This window comes from Paraburkholderia sp. IMGN_8 (genome assembly GCF_038050405.1).
Taxonomy (GTDB): Bacteria; Pseudomonadota; Gammaproteobacteria; order Burkholderiales; family Burkholderiaceae; genus Paraburkholderia.
The window spans coordinates 1,336,211-1,349,581 of the sequence record NZ_CP150901.1 but is presented as its reverse complement, the minus strand read 5'-3'; the positions used below and the strand labels follow the sequence as shown (position 1 = coordinate 1,349,581).

Below are 13,371 nucleotides of genomic sequence, written 5' to 3'. Positions count from 1 at the left end.
GATACTCCTTGTGCTAATCGCGCTGCTCCTGCTCATGCGTGAGCAAGCGGACACGGAGCAAGATGCCCGAGCGATCGGTGACTGAACACAAAACCTATTGCAGCTCGAGCACAGCACCCGCTTGAGAAGCGTCGGCGGCGACCGCCTGGAAACCAGTTGATGGCTTCCGGGCGACTTCGGTCAATTCGTACCGTACGGCGAAGTGGTCCACGACGCGCGCGTTCGCGCGTCGGTTGATGGTTATCTTCCGCGCTGGACGAGGCCGCCAACGCGTCACGCTCAGGAGCCTTCCAGCGCCGGAAGCAGCGCTGGCGCGCTCGTGAGGAAGGCGCGCACGTGCATCGCAATCACCGCGTCGCTGGGCGTTGTGTTGTCGTTCGAATAAATACGGCGGCGAATCGCAAGGTGGGATACCGCGCCGTGCAGCAGCCAGCCCACCTCGATCAGATGAGCTGGCTCGGCCGGTACGCCGCGTCCTAATTCGTGTGCCGTCTCAGTGACAATGATCTCAAGCGCATGCGTCACGACAGCATTCGTGTACGCCGGTGCCATTTTCAGATCTTCAAGCGACGAGCAGAGGAACAGGCGAAGCCACTGCCGAGTCAGCAGGGTGTCGTAGTACTCGCGATAGAAAGTATTGAGCCTGCTTTCAATGGGCACACTGCGGTCTTTCAGTTGAACAAACCACATCGCCTTGAAGGTCCCCACAATTTCGCGCTTGTAAACTTCGTCGATCAACGCAGCCTTGCTAGGGAACAGACTATACAGCAAACGTTGTGACACGCCACAAGCCTCGGCAATCGCACGAGTCTGCGCGTTCAGGCCGTGCTCGGCGAAATATTCGGCGGCTTTCTCTAGCACGCGGGCCTGACGCTCGGCGCGTGGCAGACGCTACGGTGCATTCTTCATCGGCCGCTTGATCGGAGCGCGACCCGCTACGGCCTTGCTGCCCGGCTCTGCAACATCCTTAGGTTTGGCCTTCATGACACTCCCGTTTCCATTATTTTTAGAAGATAAGTCTTCACATGACGACTTATGATTTGATAGAGTATATCCTCCAGGTTCGATGAAGAGTCTCACTAGCCCCCGGGCGCACCCATCCATTATCTAAGGCTGCCGCGAAGCGAGCCCCATCTTTGTTGCCACCGACTGCAAGCGCCTCAATCTGAAGCGTTTGAGGGCCTGTCGCACAACCGAGATTCCGTTCTCCGCTCATGCCTTTGTCAAACCGCCAGCCGGTCATCATCGCGCCGCACGCTGCGGTCCTGGTTCATGGAAATCACGCACAGCACTCACAGTGCTGATTTCCGGGTTGCTTTCTTGCTAGTGGCTGTGCTGGTGCTGATCTCGGCCCCTACTTTATCGGCGTAGAACCGGATGCAGGCCGGGAGATGAGAGGTCATACGCGAACCGCATTGCGATAGCCCGAAATTGATCCGGGCGAATTCGCGTGTCCTGATGAGCATAACCGTGGAAGTTGAACAGAGAGGTAGTCCGTGCAGGAAAAGAGCGGTATTCCGTCCGCACCACGACCGGCCGCCTCGGCCTGTGTCGTGCCAACCATAGACGTAGCAGCCCCCCGTAGCGCCTCGCAACAGATTCTGATCCTCGTGGGCATTTGCATCGCAGTGCTCGTGCTGCCGCTAAATTTCGGCGGTGCGGCCGTGTCTGCGCCGACCATCGGCACCGCCTTGGGAGGGAGCCCAGCGGCGGTCAACTGGATTCTCAACGCCTTTATGCTGAGCTTCGGCAGCAGTCTGATGGCCTCTGGAACGCTTGCCGATCTGTTCGGACGAAAGCGTGTATTCGCAATAGGCCTGGTGCTTTTCGCATTAACGTCACTTGGAATCGCCGCGGCGCCGACTCTGTTGTGGGTCGATTTTCAACGTGCGCTACAGGGCATTGCCGCCGCCTTGGTCCTGGCCGGCGCTTCGGCAGCGCTCGCGCAGGAGTTCGACGGACATCGGCGCGCCCGAGCGTTCAGCATGCTCGGCACCACCTTCGGCCTCGGCTTGGCGCTTGGCCCACTACTCGCCGGGTTTCTCACGGAGACGTTCGGTTGGCGTTCGTTCTTCCTGGTGGATGCCGCAATCGGCTTGACCGGATTTGCACTCGGAATTCCGAAGCTAAGAGAATCGTACGACCCCAGTGCCATGGGTCTCGATTGGCCCGGCGCCACCAGCTTTACCGCCGCGCTGACACTTTTCACTTTCGGGCTGTTGCAGGGGCCGGAAAGCGGCTGGAACAGTCCTCTCATCGTGGTACTGTTCACGGGCGCCGTGGCAATGCTCCTCGCGTTCGTCTGGATCGAAAAGCGCGCTGCCCGGCCAATGCTCGACCTGTCGCTGTTTCGCTATCCACGCTTCGTGGGTGTGCAGGTGCTCCCGCTAGCGACGGCATTTTGTTACGTCACCCTACTTCTGGTCTTGCCCACGCGATTCATCGGCATTGAAGGACATTCTGCTATAGAGGCTGGTTTGATGATGCTCTCGCTATCGGCGCCGATGCTCTTTGTGCCCATCACGGCCGCATTTCTCACCCGATGGATGTCGGCCGGTGTCATTTCAGCGGTCGGACTCGTCGTAGCGGCCGTCGGTATGCTTTGGTTCAGTGATATCGCGCCTAACGCGCCATCCGGCGCCCTGACGCTTCCGCTCTTTGTCATCGGAGTCGGAGCCGGCCTGCCGTGGGGCCTGATGGATGGCTTGTCAGTCAGCGTCGTTCCAAAGGAACGCGCGGGCATGGCAACCGGCATCTTCAGCACGACACGTGTAGCGGGAGAGGGCATGACGCTCGCAATCGCCGGCGCGATATTGGCGGTCCTCACACGTCTTAGGCTATCCGACGCACTCGCAGCGTTCCCGCTCGTTTCGCGCAATGCCGCCACGGAAGCCGCCCAGCGCGTGGCAACCGGCGATCTGCCACATGCCGTCGCTCTTCTGCCCACGCTGGGGCAGCCCATTCTTGCGCAGGCGTACGATGGCGCGTTCCGCATCCTGCTCCATATTCTTGCGGCAATCACGCTGGCCTCCGCGCTCGTCGTGCTTGGGTTTCTCGGTCGCACGCCATCCACTGCCGGCCCGAACGATACCGGCCCCACGCTTTTGGGCGGTGAAGGGGCGGTTGACTGAGAACACGTCCAAGGCGAATTGGTGATCGGTAAGTCGCCCGCCCCGATCTGTGGCGTTTTCCACAGAATCAATATTTTTCGTGCATTGTCGTACCCCTGGTCAGGACGCTTAATCATCCTTGAGAGCATTCCGCAACGCGTAAATCTGGAGGAAGCCATGAATCTCAGACCGCGCAACCCTGCTATTTCCGATCGGTTGATGAAACGGATCGATCGCAAGTGTTCCGATAGTCATGCGATACTTATCATTTGACAAACCGCACCCGTATCGGATGCTGTCCGAGGAACTGAGGCATGCTGATTAAGCAAACATGCTAACGATTATTTCAGCCACTCCGTAGGCGCGCGAGCTATGCGAGTGGAGGCAAGCTCTGCCTAATCATGAGCCTGCTGACGGCGGTTCAACGCGCATGAGCGGTTTGACTTATCCGAATCGCCGTGCAGCACAGTCGCTTCATCATACTGGGTGATAGCCTCCAACCGCTATTAACCTGCCCTAGTCGTTCGTTGCATAGAGGGGAGCAGTCGATCGTGAAAGTTTGCCCTGCGTTCGCCCTTCCGAAAGGACTCAATTCATCTCCCCGGTTCAACGTCACAGGTGACAAAATCTATCCCGACTTTGGTCACCCCAAGGGCAATCAAAGCGACGCCTGTCAGTCTTGAAAGCGAGATTTTCACTTTGCGGGTGATCAGCAATTTTAGCCCAGTCGCTTCCGTAGTCCTATGACGAAGCCCACGTCGAAGATCACTCTCCCATTCCCGTTTAGGACGCGCCCACGATCGTCAGAACGCCATCCCTCACGGTCGAAGAACTTTGTGGAAATTGCCTGTTCGAGCGCCGTACGTTCGGAGTTGGTTAAAGCGACTGGTACAGCGTTGCGGTCTCGGGCGGCCGGACGCAGATCCACGGTTATATTGGAATTGGCACGCAATACATTGACTTCTCCTCGTAGCTGGCTACGCTCGCCGACTATATTTCCTCGTCGAACGCCTCGATTGGACCGCCAAGGAATACCATAATAAGCTCAGGGCAAAGCGGGATCTAGCGCCAGCAAGCTGTCAGTCGCAGCGTCGACGTACCGGATAACCATGGCTTCGGTATGTCGCAAGCCTAGCCTCGCGAGCGCTTATCCACAGATTTTGTTAGCAAGGCTGTGGATATCCTGCCTATTAACGTGCCAAGTCATTGATCTGGCAAGAGATATCCCGTGTGCAACGGCTGACGAGCAGTGTCGTGTGCTAACTGGCGTGCCACCATTTGTTTTTTTGTTCTTAGACATTATCGGTAGCGACTTTTGCTGCAGCAGGTGAATCCCGTCCTCAAGGCTCATCGAAGTTGGAGACGACATCCGCCGTTAGTATGAAGGTGCACAAAACTGCCCATGCAGATCGTCTTGTCTTCGCATGGGAAACGGTTGTCCCCGCTGAGGAGGACGACGTTACCGCGCCTCACGGCCCAGCAGCGGAGTGTGACGCTGCCTTGGCAAACAGGCGTCGATGACGCCGCCGCCGGCCGAAGGCCGGCAACCCTCGAATAACGGTTCTTCCGCCAAAGGCATAGCTAACATATCGAACGTAGAGTTTCTTTGATGAAGAGTTTTTGATATGAGTAGCTATCGGATTTATTCTGGCCAGCCGTGACTAACGTGCCAGTGGCGACGGGACTTTGCATCCCGTCGCCACTAGCAACTTGCCTCTCCGGCTCGCTAGGCCGTTGCTTCAGCAGCAGAGACTACCGGCACCGGTGCAACTTCAGCGGCAGCGACCACCTTTTTCGCTGCGGCCTTCCGCCCCGGTGCTTTTTTGACTACGGCCTTTTTTGCAGTGGGCGCAGTAGCGGCTTTCTCAGCCGGCGCCTTCGTTGCGGTGGACTTCTTCGCAGTCGCTACGTTCTTCGTAGCTGCTTTCTTCGCAACGACCTTCTTGACTGCACTTTTCTTGGCCGCTGCTTTCATGACCCGTGCAACCTTCGGCTTGGCTGTCGCACCAGCGCTGGTTTCCTTCGATTCCGCAACTGCGCCATCGATCAAAAATTTGCTGCGGTCCGTCCCTAACCAAGCTGGCGCGCGGCCTCGCCCGCTCCACGTCGCTCCAGACTTCGGGTCGCGGTACATGGCCGGCTGCGGCCCCTTCGGCTGCCCCTTGCGACCAACTGCGCGGGTGGTGACCGTCGGTTTTTTGGCTGCAGCCTTCGTCTTACCCGTAGTGGCTTCGCTCATAGCAACGGCAGTGTCGGCCACACTTGCAATCAAAAATTTGGCGCGATCCTTTGCGTCGGCGATCCACGCCGGAGCTCGCCCATGGCCACTCCACGTTGCACCCGTTTTCGGGTGTTGATATTTGGGTGCGCCTTTGGCTTTGACGCTCGCCACAACTTTCCCATTGCTCGACGCAACTTTCCTCGAGGTCTTCCCTTCTCGCGTCACCTTCGCTTTTGCTTCAATGTCCGCAGTAGTAAGGCCGTGCTCAAGCATTAACGCACGAATCTTGTCGACTGCATCCTGTGCTTTTTTCGCGAGCATCGCTTCAGCCTGAGCCTGGAGCTTCTTCAGTTTTGCCTGGATCTGCTCTAGTGTCGCCATTGAAACTCTCCCTATTGTTGATAAACAATCGCACTATGCCACGTTCGTGGATCCCATTGGTATCGATTCGGGCGTAATAGACGTTATTTTTACTGTGCTGGCGAGTTGACGAACACTAGCTCCCAAATATTGTCGAAGCGACGATGCTCACGAACAGAAGCCTCCTTAGTTGCGACAGACTGCGCCTCCTACGGGCGTTCCCTGACAATGCGCCGGTTGCCTTTTGAAGAAAACGACTTAATGGACGAGAGAGTGCGGAGTTTGCAGCAGTGAGTGCGGGCCGTGAACAAATCTGAACACAGCGTTTCAAGGGGATTTTCTACACCCGGTAACCGTATGCGTCCTGTTCCCGCAGTAGCTGCACGTATCTTCTGTGCCATGGTCAATCACGAGATTTTTTAAGGATTCTGGAGAAACGCAGGCGTCCCAAAACATTTTTATCCCGCGCCCATCAATTCCGCTCTAGCTTCAGACTCATGGTTTCTTCTTTGAGAGGCTTAGGTCTTTTTGCGCGAGCTTCCACGCGCTGAGCTGCAACGCCGCCCGAGAGGCCGCCTCCTCTGTAAGTGCGTCCCCTGCCTGGAGTTCGTCCAGAAGTGCACGGGCATCCGGCATTCCCAACAGCATACGGTAGAACGCACGTCCCCATTCCAGGCGCCGTCGCAATTCCAACTCACGGCTACCAGCTGCGCTAAAGTAAAGTTGTTGGGTAGTTGCTCCGTCGAGCCGCCACCAAGGCGCCATCTGCTCGTCGTCTTCAAGTTCGTGCGCAACGTCGCTCATTGACGCCCATGGGCTTTCCATATTCCCGGCGGTTTTGTGTCCGAGTTTCTGGGATAATGCGCGGCGCACCGCAAGACAGGCATATCTGTCGACGCGCCCTTCCCGTTGCTCCAACTCGACCGGACCGCGTGCCGGATCCCAGTGACCAATCGCACGGCACCACAGATGGAAATCCAAACCCTCCTGTCCAACTGACGTCGTCGTCAGAACCATAGGCCAGAAGGGAGTGTTGAAAGCGTTTCTGACCAGGTCGGGACGTACCGGCGCCTCATCGTCTTTCTTACCACTGTCAGTTCCGGTTTTAGCCTCCTCAATCTTTGCTTCGTGTAACGGAAGTGCGACATGGCATCGGATCCGCCCAGTCTTCGGACGACGCCCGTTCTCGTGAAGAACTGTTCGCCCGCCGCTCAATGCCAGTGAAGCTTCCAGCGTTTTCAATCGCGACGGCCAAGGGTCGCTACTGGTCCGATTCAGCAACCAGAAATGTTCGTCCAGGACAGCTTCAAGATTTCCTTCTACAACAGCCTGCATCAGCATCTTTGAGAAATCTTTCTGTCTCGCCTTCGAAAGCGCGGCATAGAATCAGTGGGTGTCAAGGTACCGACGCAAGCCAAACAGCGCGAACTCCTGTGTGAGCTGACGACCAGAAGTGCTAGCGACTCCCTTGCCGCCTCGAATCTGATTATCGGACATAGCTTCTGGCCAGTGCCGCAGAAGCGCCCGGCCAAAGACTACCGCCGGCGACGAGAGCGCAAGCTCCACGAGCGGCTGAAGCTCCTTGCTTTTATGGACTTCAGTAAGAACATCGGGTACAAGCTTCTCCCACGAGGCAATCGCCCTTTCAACCATGTCCTCACTTACCTTCGCCCGATTGGCAAAGGCGGCAGATACCTTTATCCACGTCGCTTTTGCACGCGCCCACTCATCCTTCGGTGTCAGCGCGATCAACAGTACGTGAGTAGGCAGACACGGCCGTTTTACTGTCCTCCGGGCGGATATACCACGCTCATCAAGCTTTGAAATTAGCTGACTTCCAATACGCTCTCGAGCCTCTTCCAAATTCGCTGGAATACCTGAAATAAGCGGGTTGAGCGACATCAGAAGGCTGGACGAAAAAAACATCTCGAATACACCAGGTTGTCGCTGCCCCGCCCCCAGCACTGACTGCTTCCAGTTCTTGTAGCTGGTCTTGTCGTGCCTGTGCACCTCCCGTACGCTCGCTTCGATTCCAAAGGCACCGCCCCCTCCAGCCGTAGCATCTGACGCAGCGGCCCCGCTGCAGGCGCTAGCCAGCATTAACGATGCCCTCAGCAAGCTGAACGCTGCGTTAGCCGAGGGGCAAGTTGGCCTGAAGCAAAAAGCCTTTGATGCCACACAGGCAATTGACAGCGCAATTGTCACTGGAGCGGCGGCCATCCGCGACACGCATCCAGAAGGTGCGGCACGCGAGGATGATCTCAGCAAGGCGGTCGCACCGCTGCTTGCAGCAAATCGACCGCCCGCACATGAACAGTCATGGGCAGCCGCAAGAAATCAGCCGCGAACCAAGGCTGTCCTTGGCCACTACGCGCTCATCCCACAGATTGAAATGCTCGAGGCCGAACACCGATATCCTGATGCGTTGAGACTTGCTCAACAGGCCGCATCCGGCCCGACACTTAACGATGCGATGCCAGATTTTTACCTCGGTAATCTAATGGCGCTCGCTCACACCTCAGGTAAGGTCACGGCGGCGCAGGTGTTCATGCGCAATCTTGATTCACGCGAACGCTCATGGCATCTGCAGATGCAACTCGCTCATGCCATCCTTCCCACAAACCGACAGCTTGCTCAAACATACGTCCAGCAGCAATTCGCGTATTTCGGTGAGGCCCCCAGTACGTGGCCTGACGTGATCGCGTTCTATCGGGACAGCGGCGATATCAAGCGCAGCAAGGACATGGCGATGGCCTGCTCCATCAAGATGCCCGACTACCGCCAAACCTGTATGGCCATGAGCCAGACACCGGCCGAGCTCGCGGAAATCAGGGCAAAAACCGACGCTCACGCAAAGATCATCGTCGATAACGTATCCAAGCGATGGTTCAAACAGTGAGCGGTAGCACATAGCAAGTCTGAACTACTGAACAAGTATCCGGGCTCCCTCCTGCACACTGAATTGTAGTCGTGAGTTTGTCGGCTCTTCATCAAAATAGAGCACCTGCGTCGGTGGCACCTTGTCAGGGTGCTGCAATGGCAGCGTCGCATAGAACCATTGCCGCGCTGCCATCGAGCGCAGATAGACTGTTCCGTCTAGAGGATCGATATATTTCACGCTTGTGTGCTCGATATCGGTGCCAGGACCGATGTTGAGCAGTACCCGTGCGTGAGGCCCAGGCGAGATTTCCGTCATTCCAATGAGAATCATCGGTCCGCAAGTCATCTGCTGCGCCCACCAGTCCGGATGCAAGGTCGCGAGCGGTGCGGTTTTCATGTTGAGCTTCGCCGCCATATCCGGAATCTTGGCCGGCGGCAGTCCTGCTCCAGCTGCAAACAGGGACTCGTAGTCCCGTCCGAGTCGTTGCGCGGCGTCTGCCAAGGTAACTGAACGCTGGGCAAGCCATGACTGAATCATTGCTGCAGCAGCGAGCCAGCACAGGTCGATGTTCTCAGGTTGTCGCACTGGCGATATTTGGTCGCTCCAGTCGACAGGGAGCGCCGTGGCATTGCTGGCGAAAAATTCGGTAGCAGCTGCAGGAAGGGACACCAACGCAGCGCCGATCCCGAGGAAACGGCGTCGCTTCGTGAAAACGCCCGCTCGCTCCCGAAGGCCTTGATTATTTTTCACTCGTTCTATCTCGTCCACGGCGTCCGGGCAGCGCGGGCACTAGCCACGGCTGACCGGTCACCCGGTCTGAAGGCGCTAAAACAGCTCCAGATTTCCATCGAAACACTGCATTGAGAACTGTCGAGACTACAAACGCAGACGACGGCTAAAAACCGCTCCTACACGAGCTTTTACTTGAGCTCGTGTTATGCGTTCTATCGAAGATCATATTAAAGTAAACGCGCCTGCAGTCGCAGGCGTACAAAATGAAAATCTGCTCGACGGCGGCGGCAGTCGCCCAACATGCGTCGAACTGTTTGCCGGCTGCGGCGGTATGGCGAAAGGCCTAGAGATTGCCGACTTTCAACACCTGGCGATGGCCGAATTCAACGCGGCAGCGTGCACCACTCTGCGCGCAAATTATCTGAATAAGGGCGCTGGTAACTCACTCCAAATCTTCGAAACCGACGTCAGGACCATCGACTGGACCAGCTATCGTGGTGTCGACCTCGTCGCCGGCGGGCCGCCCTGTCAGCCATTCTCTAACGGCGGCCGAGCTGCAGGGCCAACAGATGCGCGTGATATGTGGCCGGAGGCAATACGCGCCGTGCGGGAGATGCAGCCACGGGCGTTTCTGTTCGAAAATGTTAAAGGACTGCTACGGCCGGCATTCAGCGAATACCTCGGCCAGGTGCTCCATCGTCTCGAACGAGGCGGCCTCGAAGATTCTGTTAATGCCCCAACGTACCAAGTCACTCTCATCAGAGTCAATGCAGCGGACTACGGGGCCGCCCAGAAGCGCGAGCGAGTTCTCATTGCCGGCGTTCGGGTCGACTGTGGCACCCTGCCGCCATTTCCCGAGAAGACGCACAGTGAACGCCGACTCGCCTTCGACAAGTGGATAACCGGCGAATACTGGCGAAGCCACGGCCTGCCACGCCCGACCGATGACGCGATTTCTCGCGCTGCACGCGCCAAACTTTTGAAATGGACGGCTTCGGTCGAACCATTAGAGCGTGTTAGGAACTTTGAAGGACTGGCACCGCGTGAACAAGCATAAGCATCGCGAAGACCACAAAATGAAGCCCGGCGAGGGTTTCGGGTAGCCGTTCATAATCACGTGCGAGACGGCGGAAACGGTTGAGCCAGCCAAAGCTGCGCTCGACCACCCACCGCCGGGGCAGCAGTACAAATCCCTTTTTCGCTTCCTCCAGTTTGATCACCTGCAGTTCAATGCCTTCGTCGCGTGCGGCCTGCGCTGGCTCTTTGCCCGTGTATCCCTGATCCGCAAATGCCACCTTGACGGTATGTCCCGTTACTTGCTGAACCTGACGCGCAAGCTCTGCCACCTGTGCGCGCTCCTGTTCATTGGCTGGTGTCACGTGCACCGCCAGCAACTGTCCCAAGGTGTCCACAGCAATGTGCACCTTGCTGCCGCGTTTGCGCTTATAACCGTCATAGCCCGCGCGTGGACCACTCTCGCAGGTCGACTGTATCGTGCGACCGTCCAGAATCACGGCGCTGGGCTGGCCCTGCCGTCCCTGTGCCACGCGTATCACCGAGCGCAGGTCGCAGACCATGTGCTCAAAGCAGCCTGCCTGTAACCAGCGTTGAGTCTGCTGATACACCAGTTCCCAAGGTGGGAAATCATTGGGCAGCATCCTCCAGGGCGCGCCGGCCCGAGCCATCCAGCGTAACGCGTCAAACATGTCGCGCAGTTCGTATTTGCGCTGCGGCGCCGTGACGTCCATCAGCGTCAGATAGGCGGCCGCGAAGCTCCATTCTTCGTCGGACACGTCGGTCGGGTACCCTTTGCGGTCTGCTTTTTTCATCCCGCCAGGATACCAGGTCTCACACCAAGTGCCTAACACGCTCTAGAAGAAGCGGCCTGGCTTACCTGCCGAGACGCCTTCCTCGGGCTAGGTGCGCCATCCTTTGAAGCCGCCGTAAGCGGACATGAACCTCGTCGGGCAGGAAAGCAATACGAAGGCCACACCGGCAGCTTTATCGATGAGCCGGCAAAGACGCTCAAAGCAGGCGTCCACGGCGTGCCTGGCGGCGAAAACATGGTGGTGGACCTCAACGGAACCAGTCGTCACTTCACAGTTCGGGAAGCTGCGCGACTTCAAGGATTGCCGGATACACTCGAAATCCCGGGCTCGTGGTCCCAAGCCATGCGTCAATTGGGCAACGCCGTGCCGGTACAACTTGCTGCCGTCGCCGGGCGCTGGATTGCGTCGGCTTTGAAGTAGGCGGCAAACCCGTGCAAAGCGAACCACCAGCCGGTCACCGCATTCCCCCACAACGTTGACCACTGGGCTGGCGTCAGGCTTTGCGATCCAATTGACAGTTAGATTTTGCCTGGTCAGCATCTGGATGTCTGCAAACTATGCCAGTGGCTTCGCCGGCATTGCGCCCCCCTTTCCGAAATGGCGACGCTTTCATGAATCAACTCGCCCGCAAAGTACGTCCGCGATTTGTGGTGCGCCGTTCGCCGGTGCATGGCCGAGGCCTTTTTGCGAACAACACCATTGTCGCAGGCGAATTCGTCTGCGAATACAAGGGCGCTCGAGTCAGCTGGAAGGACGTTTTGGACCAGCTGCCAAGTGACCGCTCACAGCCTGGGCACACGTTCTTCTTCGACGTCGAGGAAGGGATCGTCATTGACGGCAGCAAAGGCGGAAACGGTGCGCGCTGGTTGAATCACGCATGTTCGCCGAACTGCGAGGCCGAGTTGTCGAATAACTGCATCTTCATTTACGCGCTGCGCGACATATCACCTGGCGAGGAACTCACGCTCGACTACGCGCTGGTTGTAGATGGACGCCACAGCTGCAAGATTCGAGAGGAATTCCGTTGCTATTGCTCATTGCCCGACTGCAGGGGAACGATGCTCGAGGATCGACGACGGAAGAAGGGGCTGCACAACTCTGACAAATCCCGACGCACGACGGCCTAACTCCGCCTGCAACGGGCTCCTTCGCGGACAAAGCGCAGTCTCCGATCCTTCATTACTATCGTCCGCCGCGCGACGCGCCCGCGAACGATCTCCAGCAGGAAAGTCATGTAGCCCTTTCTTACAGCAGTTCGGGACACGGCCCAAATCGGTGACGACTTCGACATCGCTAAAACCGGCTTCGCGGCAATGTTCCCCGAACCACGCCGCTTGCGTCTTCAGTTGTTCGGCCGATCATGGGACGAGACGCGAGCATAGTGCAGTCATGTCACCTGGTCTGGGTGTTCCACCGTTAGCTTAAGGGTGCACAAATCTGTACGTGCAGGTTGTTGTCGCAGGGGTAGCGGTAGTAAGTGTGGTGTATGAGCTGGCGACGCTACGATCCGGTTGCAGTCGGTTGCCAAGTCGGTGTGCTGTCGATCACCGTAGTACCATCAGACTCGGCTGCGTTTCAATCTGTCACCTGCGCCGACCGCAATGTCCTCGAATGTCGAATCTAACTCTGCGAACACGTCCCAGCGGCCGACGCCCAGCCGCTTGGCGACTTCATCGATCACCAGAAGCTCAAGCTCGGCCTCCCGTTTGCCTTTCCACAACTTGTCGGCAAGGGCGACGGTCCGTTCTTCAAGCGACACACCCTCATCACCCCACGCGGCATGCGTGATGCAGCAGCGTGCGATGTTGGCTTGTACGCCGTGCTCAATCATGAGCTGCTCCCCGGCGGGCTCGTGTAACGAGCCCGGTCCGTCGAGCTCGTTCGGATACAGGATCTTGCCAGCATCGTGGACCGCAACGCCCATCTCGACTACTTGGGCATCGAACGTTAGGCCCATTGACCGATAGCGTTGTATCAGCAAGTCGGCGGCCTCGCCGACCAGCTTGACATGACGAACAAGGCGAAGACTGGCGCCAAGCTCGGCCAGTAGGTTGTATGCGTCATCCCTCGAACTCAACACGATTCACCTCTCAAATCGACTTCGCGCGGCCACCAATTGCTCGCATCATCGCCATCTATATGGAACATCTTGGTCTTCGACGCTCCAGCAAGCCGCCCAATTTTGCAAGTCAGGCACAAAGCGTTCGAGGTCGCTCATTCCGCGCGCGACCATATCTG

General features: G+C 57.6%; 12 protein-coding genes and 1 pseudogene. 5 read left to right on the top strand and 8 right to left on the bottom strand.

What is annotated here, in order from left to right:
* Positions 1–279: 279 nt before the first annotated feature.
* Both WN982_RS27350 and WN982_RS27345 read right to left on the bottom strand, forming a co-directional pair.
* Positions 280–738, bottom strand: coding sequence for a TetR/AcrR family transcriptional regulator (locus WN982_RS27350; RefSeq protein WP_341319606.1), 459 nt, complete (start codon positions 736–738; stop codon positions 280–282).
* Between the two features lie 45 nt (positions 739–783).
* Positions 784–861: pseudogene (locus WN982_RS27345) on the bottom strand (TetR/AcrR family transcriptional regulator); the annotation flags it as partial.
* A gap of 635 nt (positions 862–1,496) precedes the next feature.
* On the opposite strand from WN982_RS27345, the gene WN982_RS27340 reads away from it, so the two are divergent.
* On the top strand, positions 1,497–3,131 hold the full coding sequence (locus WN982_RS27340) for an MFS transporter (RefSeq protein ID WP_341318720.1): 1,635 nt from the start codon (positions 1,497–1,499) through the stop codon (positions 3,129–3,131).
* Positions 3,132–4,836: 1,705 nt separating this feature from the next.
* On the opposite strand, the gene WN982_RS27335 is transcribed toward WN982_RS27340, so the two are convergent.
* From WN982_RS27335 to WN982_RS27325, 3 genes are all read right to left on the bottom strand, one after another.
* Positions 4,837–5,712 (bottom strand): H-NS family nucleoid-associated regulatory protein, encoded by an 876-nt coding sequence (locus tag WN982_RS27335; protein WP_341318719.1) that lies wholly within the window; start codon positions 5,710–5,712, stop codon positions 4,837–4,839.
* A gap of 474 nt (positions 5,713–6,186) precedes the next feature.
* Positions 6,187–7,032 carry a hypothetical protein gene (locus WN982_RS27330; RefSeq protein ID WP_341318718.1) on the bottom strand — a complete coding sequence of 282 codons (846 nt, stop codon included), beginning with the start codon at positions 7,030–7,032 and terminating at the stop codon, positions 6,187–6,189.
* 45 nt (positions 7,033–7,077) lie between these two features.
* Entirely contained in the window at positions 7,078–7,617 is a 540-nt protein-coding gene (locus WN982_RS27325) for a hypothetical protein (RefSeq protein ID WP_341318717.1), read from the bottom strand.
* 67 nt (positions 7,618–7,684) lie between these two features.
* Here WN982_RS27325 and WN982_RS27320 point away from each other — a divergent pair, with 67 nt between their 5' ends.
* Positions 7,685–8,590 carry a hypothetical protein gene (locus tag WN982_RS27320; protein ID WP_341318716.1) on the top strand — a complete coding sequence of 302 codons (906 nt, stop codon included), beginning with the start codon at positions 7,685–7,687 and terminating at the stop codon, positions 8,588–8,590.
* Between the two features lie 24 nt (positions 8,591–8,614).
* Here the strand turns inward: WN982_RS27320 and WN982_RS27315 are convergent, their stop codons facing one another.
* On the bottom strand, positions 8,615–9,322 hold the full coding sequence (locus WN982_RS27315) for a papain-like cysteine protease family protein (RefSeq protein WP_341318715.1): 708 nt from the start codon (positions 9,320–9,322) through the stop codon (positions 8,615–8,617).
* Between the two features lie 187 nt (positions 9,323–9,509).
* Here WN982_RS27315 and dcm point away from each other — a divergent pair, with 187 nt between their 5' ends.
* Entirely contained in the window at positions 9,510–10,361 is an 852-nt protein-coding gene (gene dcm, locus WN982_RS27310; RefSeq protein WP_341318714.1) for a DNA (cytosine-5-)-methyltransferase, read from the top strand.
* On the opposite strand, the gene WN982_RS27305 is transcribed toward dcm, so the two are convergent.
* Positions 10,321–11,133 carry an IS5 family transposase gene (locus tag WN982_RS27305; RefSeq protein WP_341312036.1) on the bottom strand — a complete coding sequence of 271 codons (813 nt, stop codon included), beginning with the start codon at positions 11,131–11,133 and terminating at the stop codon, positions 10,321–10,323. The two genes, dcm and WN982_RS27305, sit on opposite strands and share 41 nt — an antisense overlap.
* Positions 11,134–11,367: 234 nt before the next feature.
* Between WN982_RS27305 and WN982_RS27300 the strand changes: the two genes are divergently transcribed.
* Both WN982_RS27300 and WN982_RS27295 read left to right on the top strand, forming a co-directional pair.
* Positions 11,368–11,553 carry a DNA cytosine methyltransferase gene (locus tag WN982_RS27300; RefSeq protein WP_341318713.1) on the top strand — a complete coding sequence of 62 codons (186 nt, stop codon included), beginning with the start codon at positions 11,368–11,370 and terminating at the stop codon, positions 11,551–11,553.
* A gap of 191 nt (positions 11,554–11,744) precedes the next feature.
* Complete coding sequence (locus WN982_RS27295) at positions 11,745–12,260, top strand: SET domain-containing protein-lysine N-methyltransferase (protein WP_341318712.1); 516 nt, start codon at positions 11,745–11,747, stop codon at positions 12,258–12,260.
* Between the two features lie 431 nt (positions 12,261–12,691).
* On the opposite strand, the gene WN982_RS27290 is transcribed toward WN982_RS27295, so the two are convergent.
* The gene (locus tag WN982_RS27290) at positions 12,692–13,210 is read right to left on the bottom strand and encodes a hypothetical protein (protein ID WP_341318711.1); all 519 of its coding nucleotides are present in this window, start codon (positions 13,208–13,210) and stop codon (positions 12,692–12,694) included.
* Between the last annotated feature and the right edge of the window lie 161 nt (positions 13,211–13,371).

Coding starts and splice junctions, on each gene's coding strand:
- WN982_RS27300 (WP_341318713.1), top strand. CDS start 11,368: ATGGTGGTGGACCTCAACGGAACCAGTCGTCACTTCACAGTTCGGGAA.
- WN982_RS27330 (WP_341318718.1), bottom strand. CDS start 7,032: ATGCTGATGCAGGCTGTTGTAGAAGGAAATCTTGAAGCTGTCCTGGAC.
- WN982_RS27295 (WP_341318712.1), top strand. CDS start 11,745: ATGAATCAACTCGCCCGCAAAGTACGTCCGCGATTTGTGGTGCGCCGT.
- WN982_RS27335 (WP_341318719.1), bottom strand. CDS start 5,712: ATGGCGACACTAGAGCAGATCCAGGCAAAACTGAAGAAGCTCCAGGCT.
- WN982_RS27305 (WP_341312036.1), bottom strand. CDS start 11,133: ATGAAAAAAGCAGACCGCAAAGGGTACCCGACCGACGTGTCCGACGAA.
- dcm (WP_341318714.1), top strand. CDS start 9,510: ATGCGTTCTATCGAAGATCATATTAAAGTAAACGCGCCTGCAGTCGCA.
- WN982_RS27325 (WP_341318717.1), bottom strand. CDS start 7,617: ATGTTTTTTTCGTCCAGCCTTCTGATGTCGCTCAACCCGCTTATTTCA.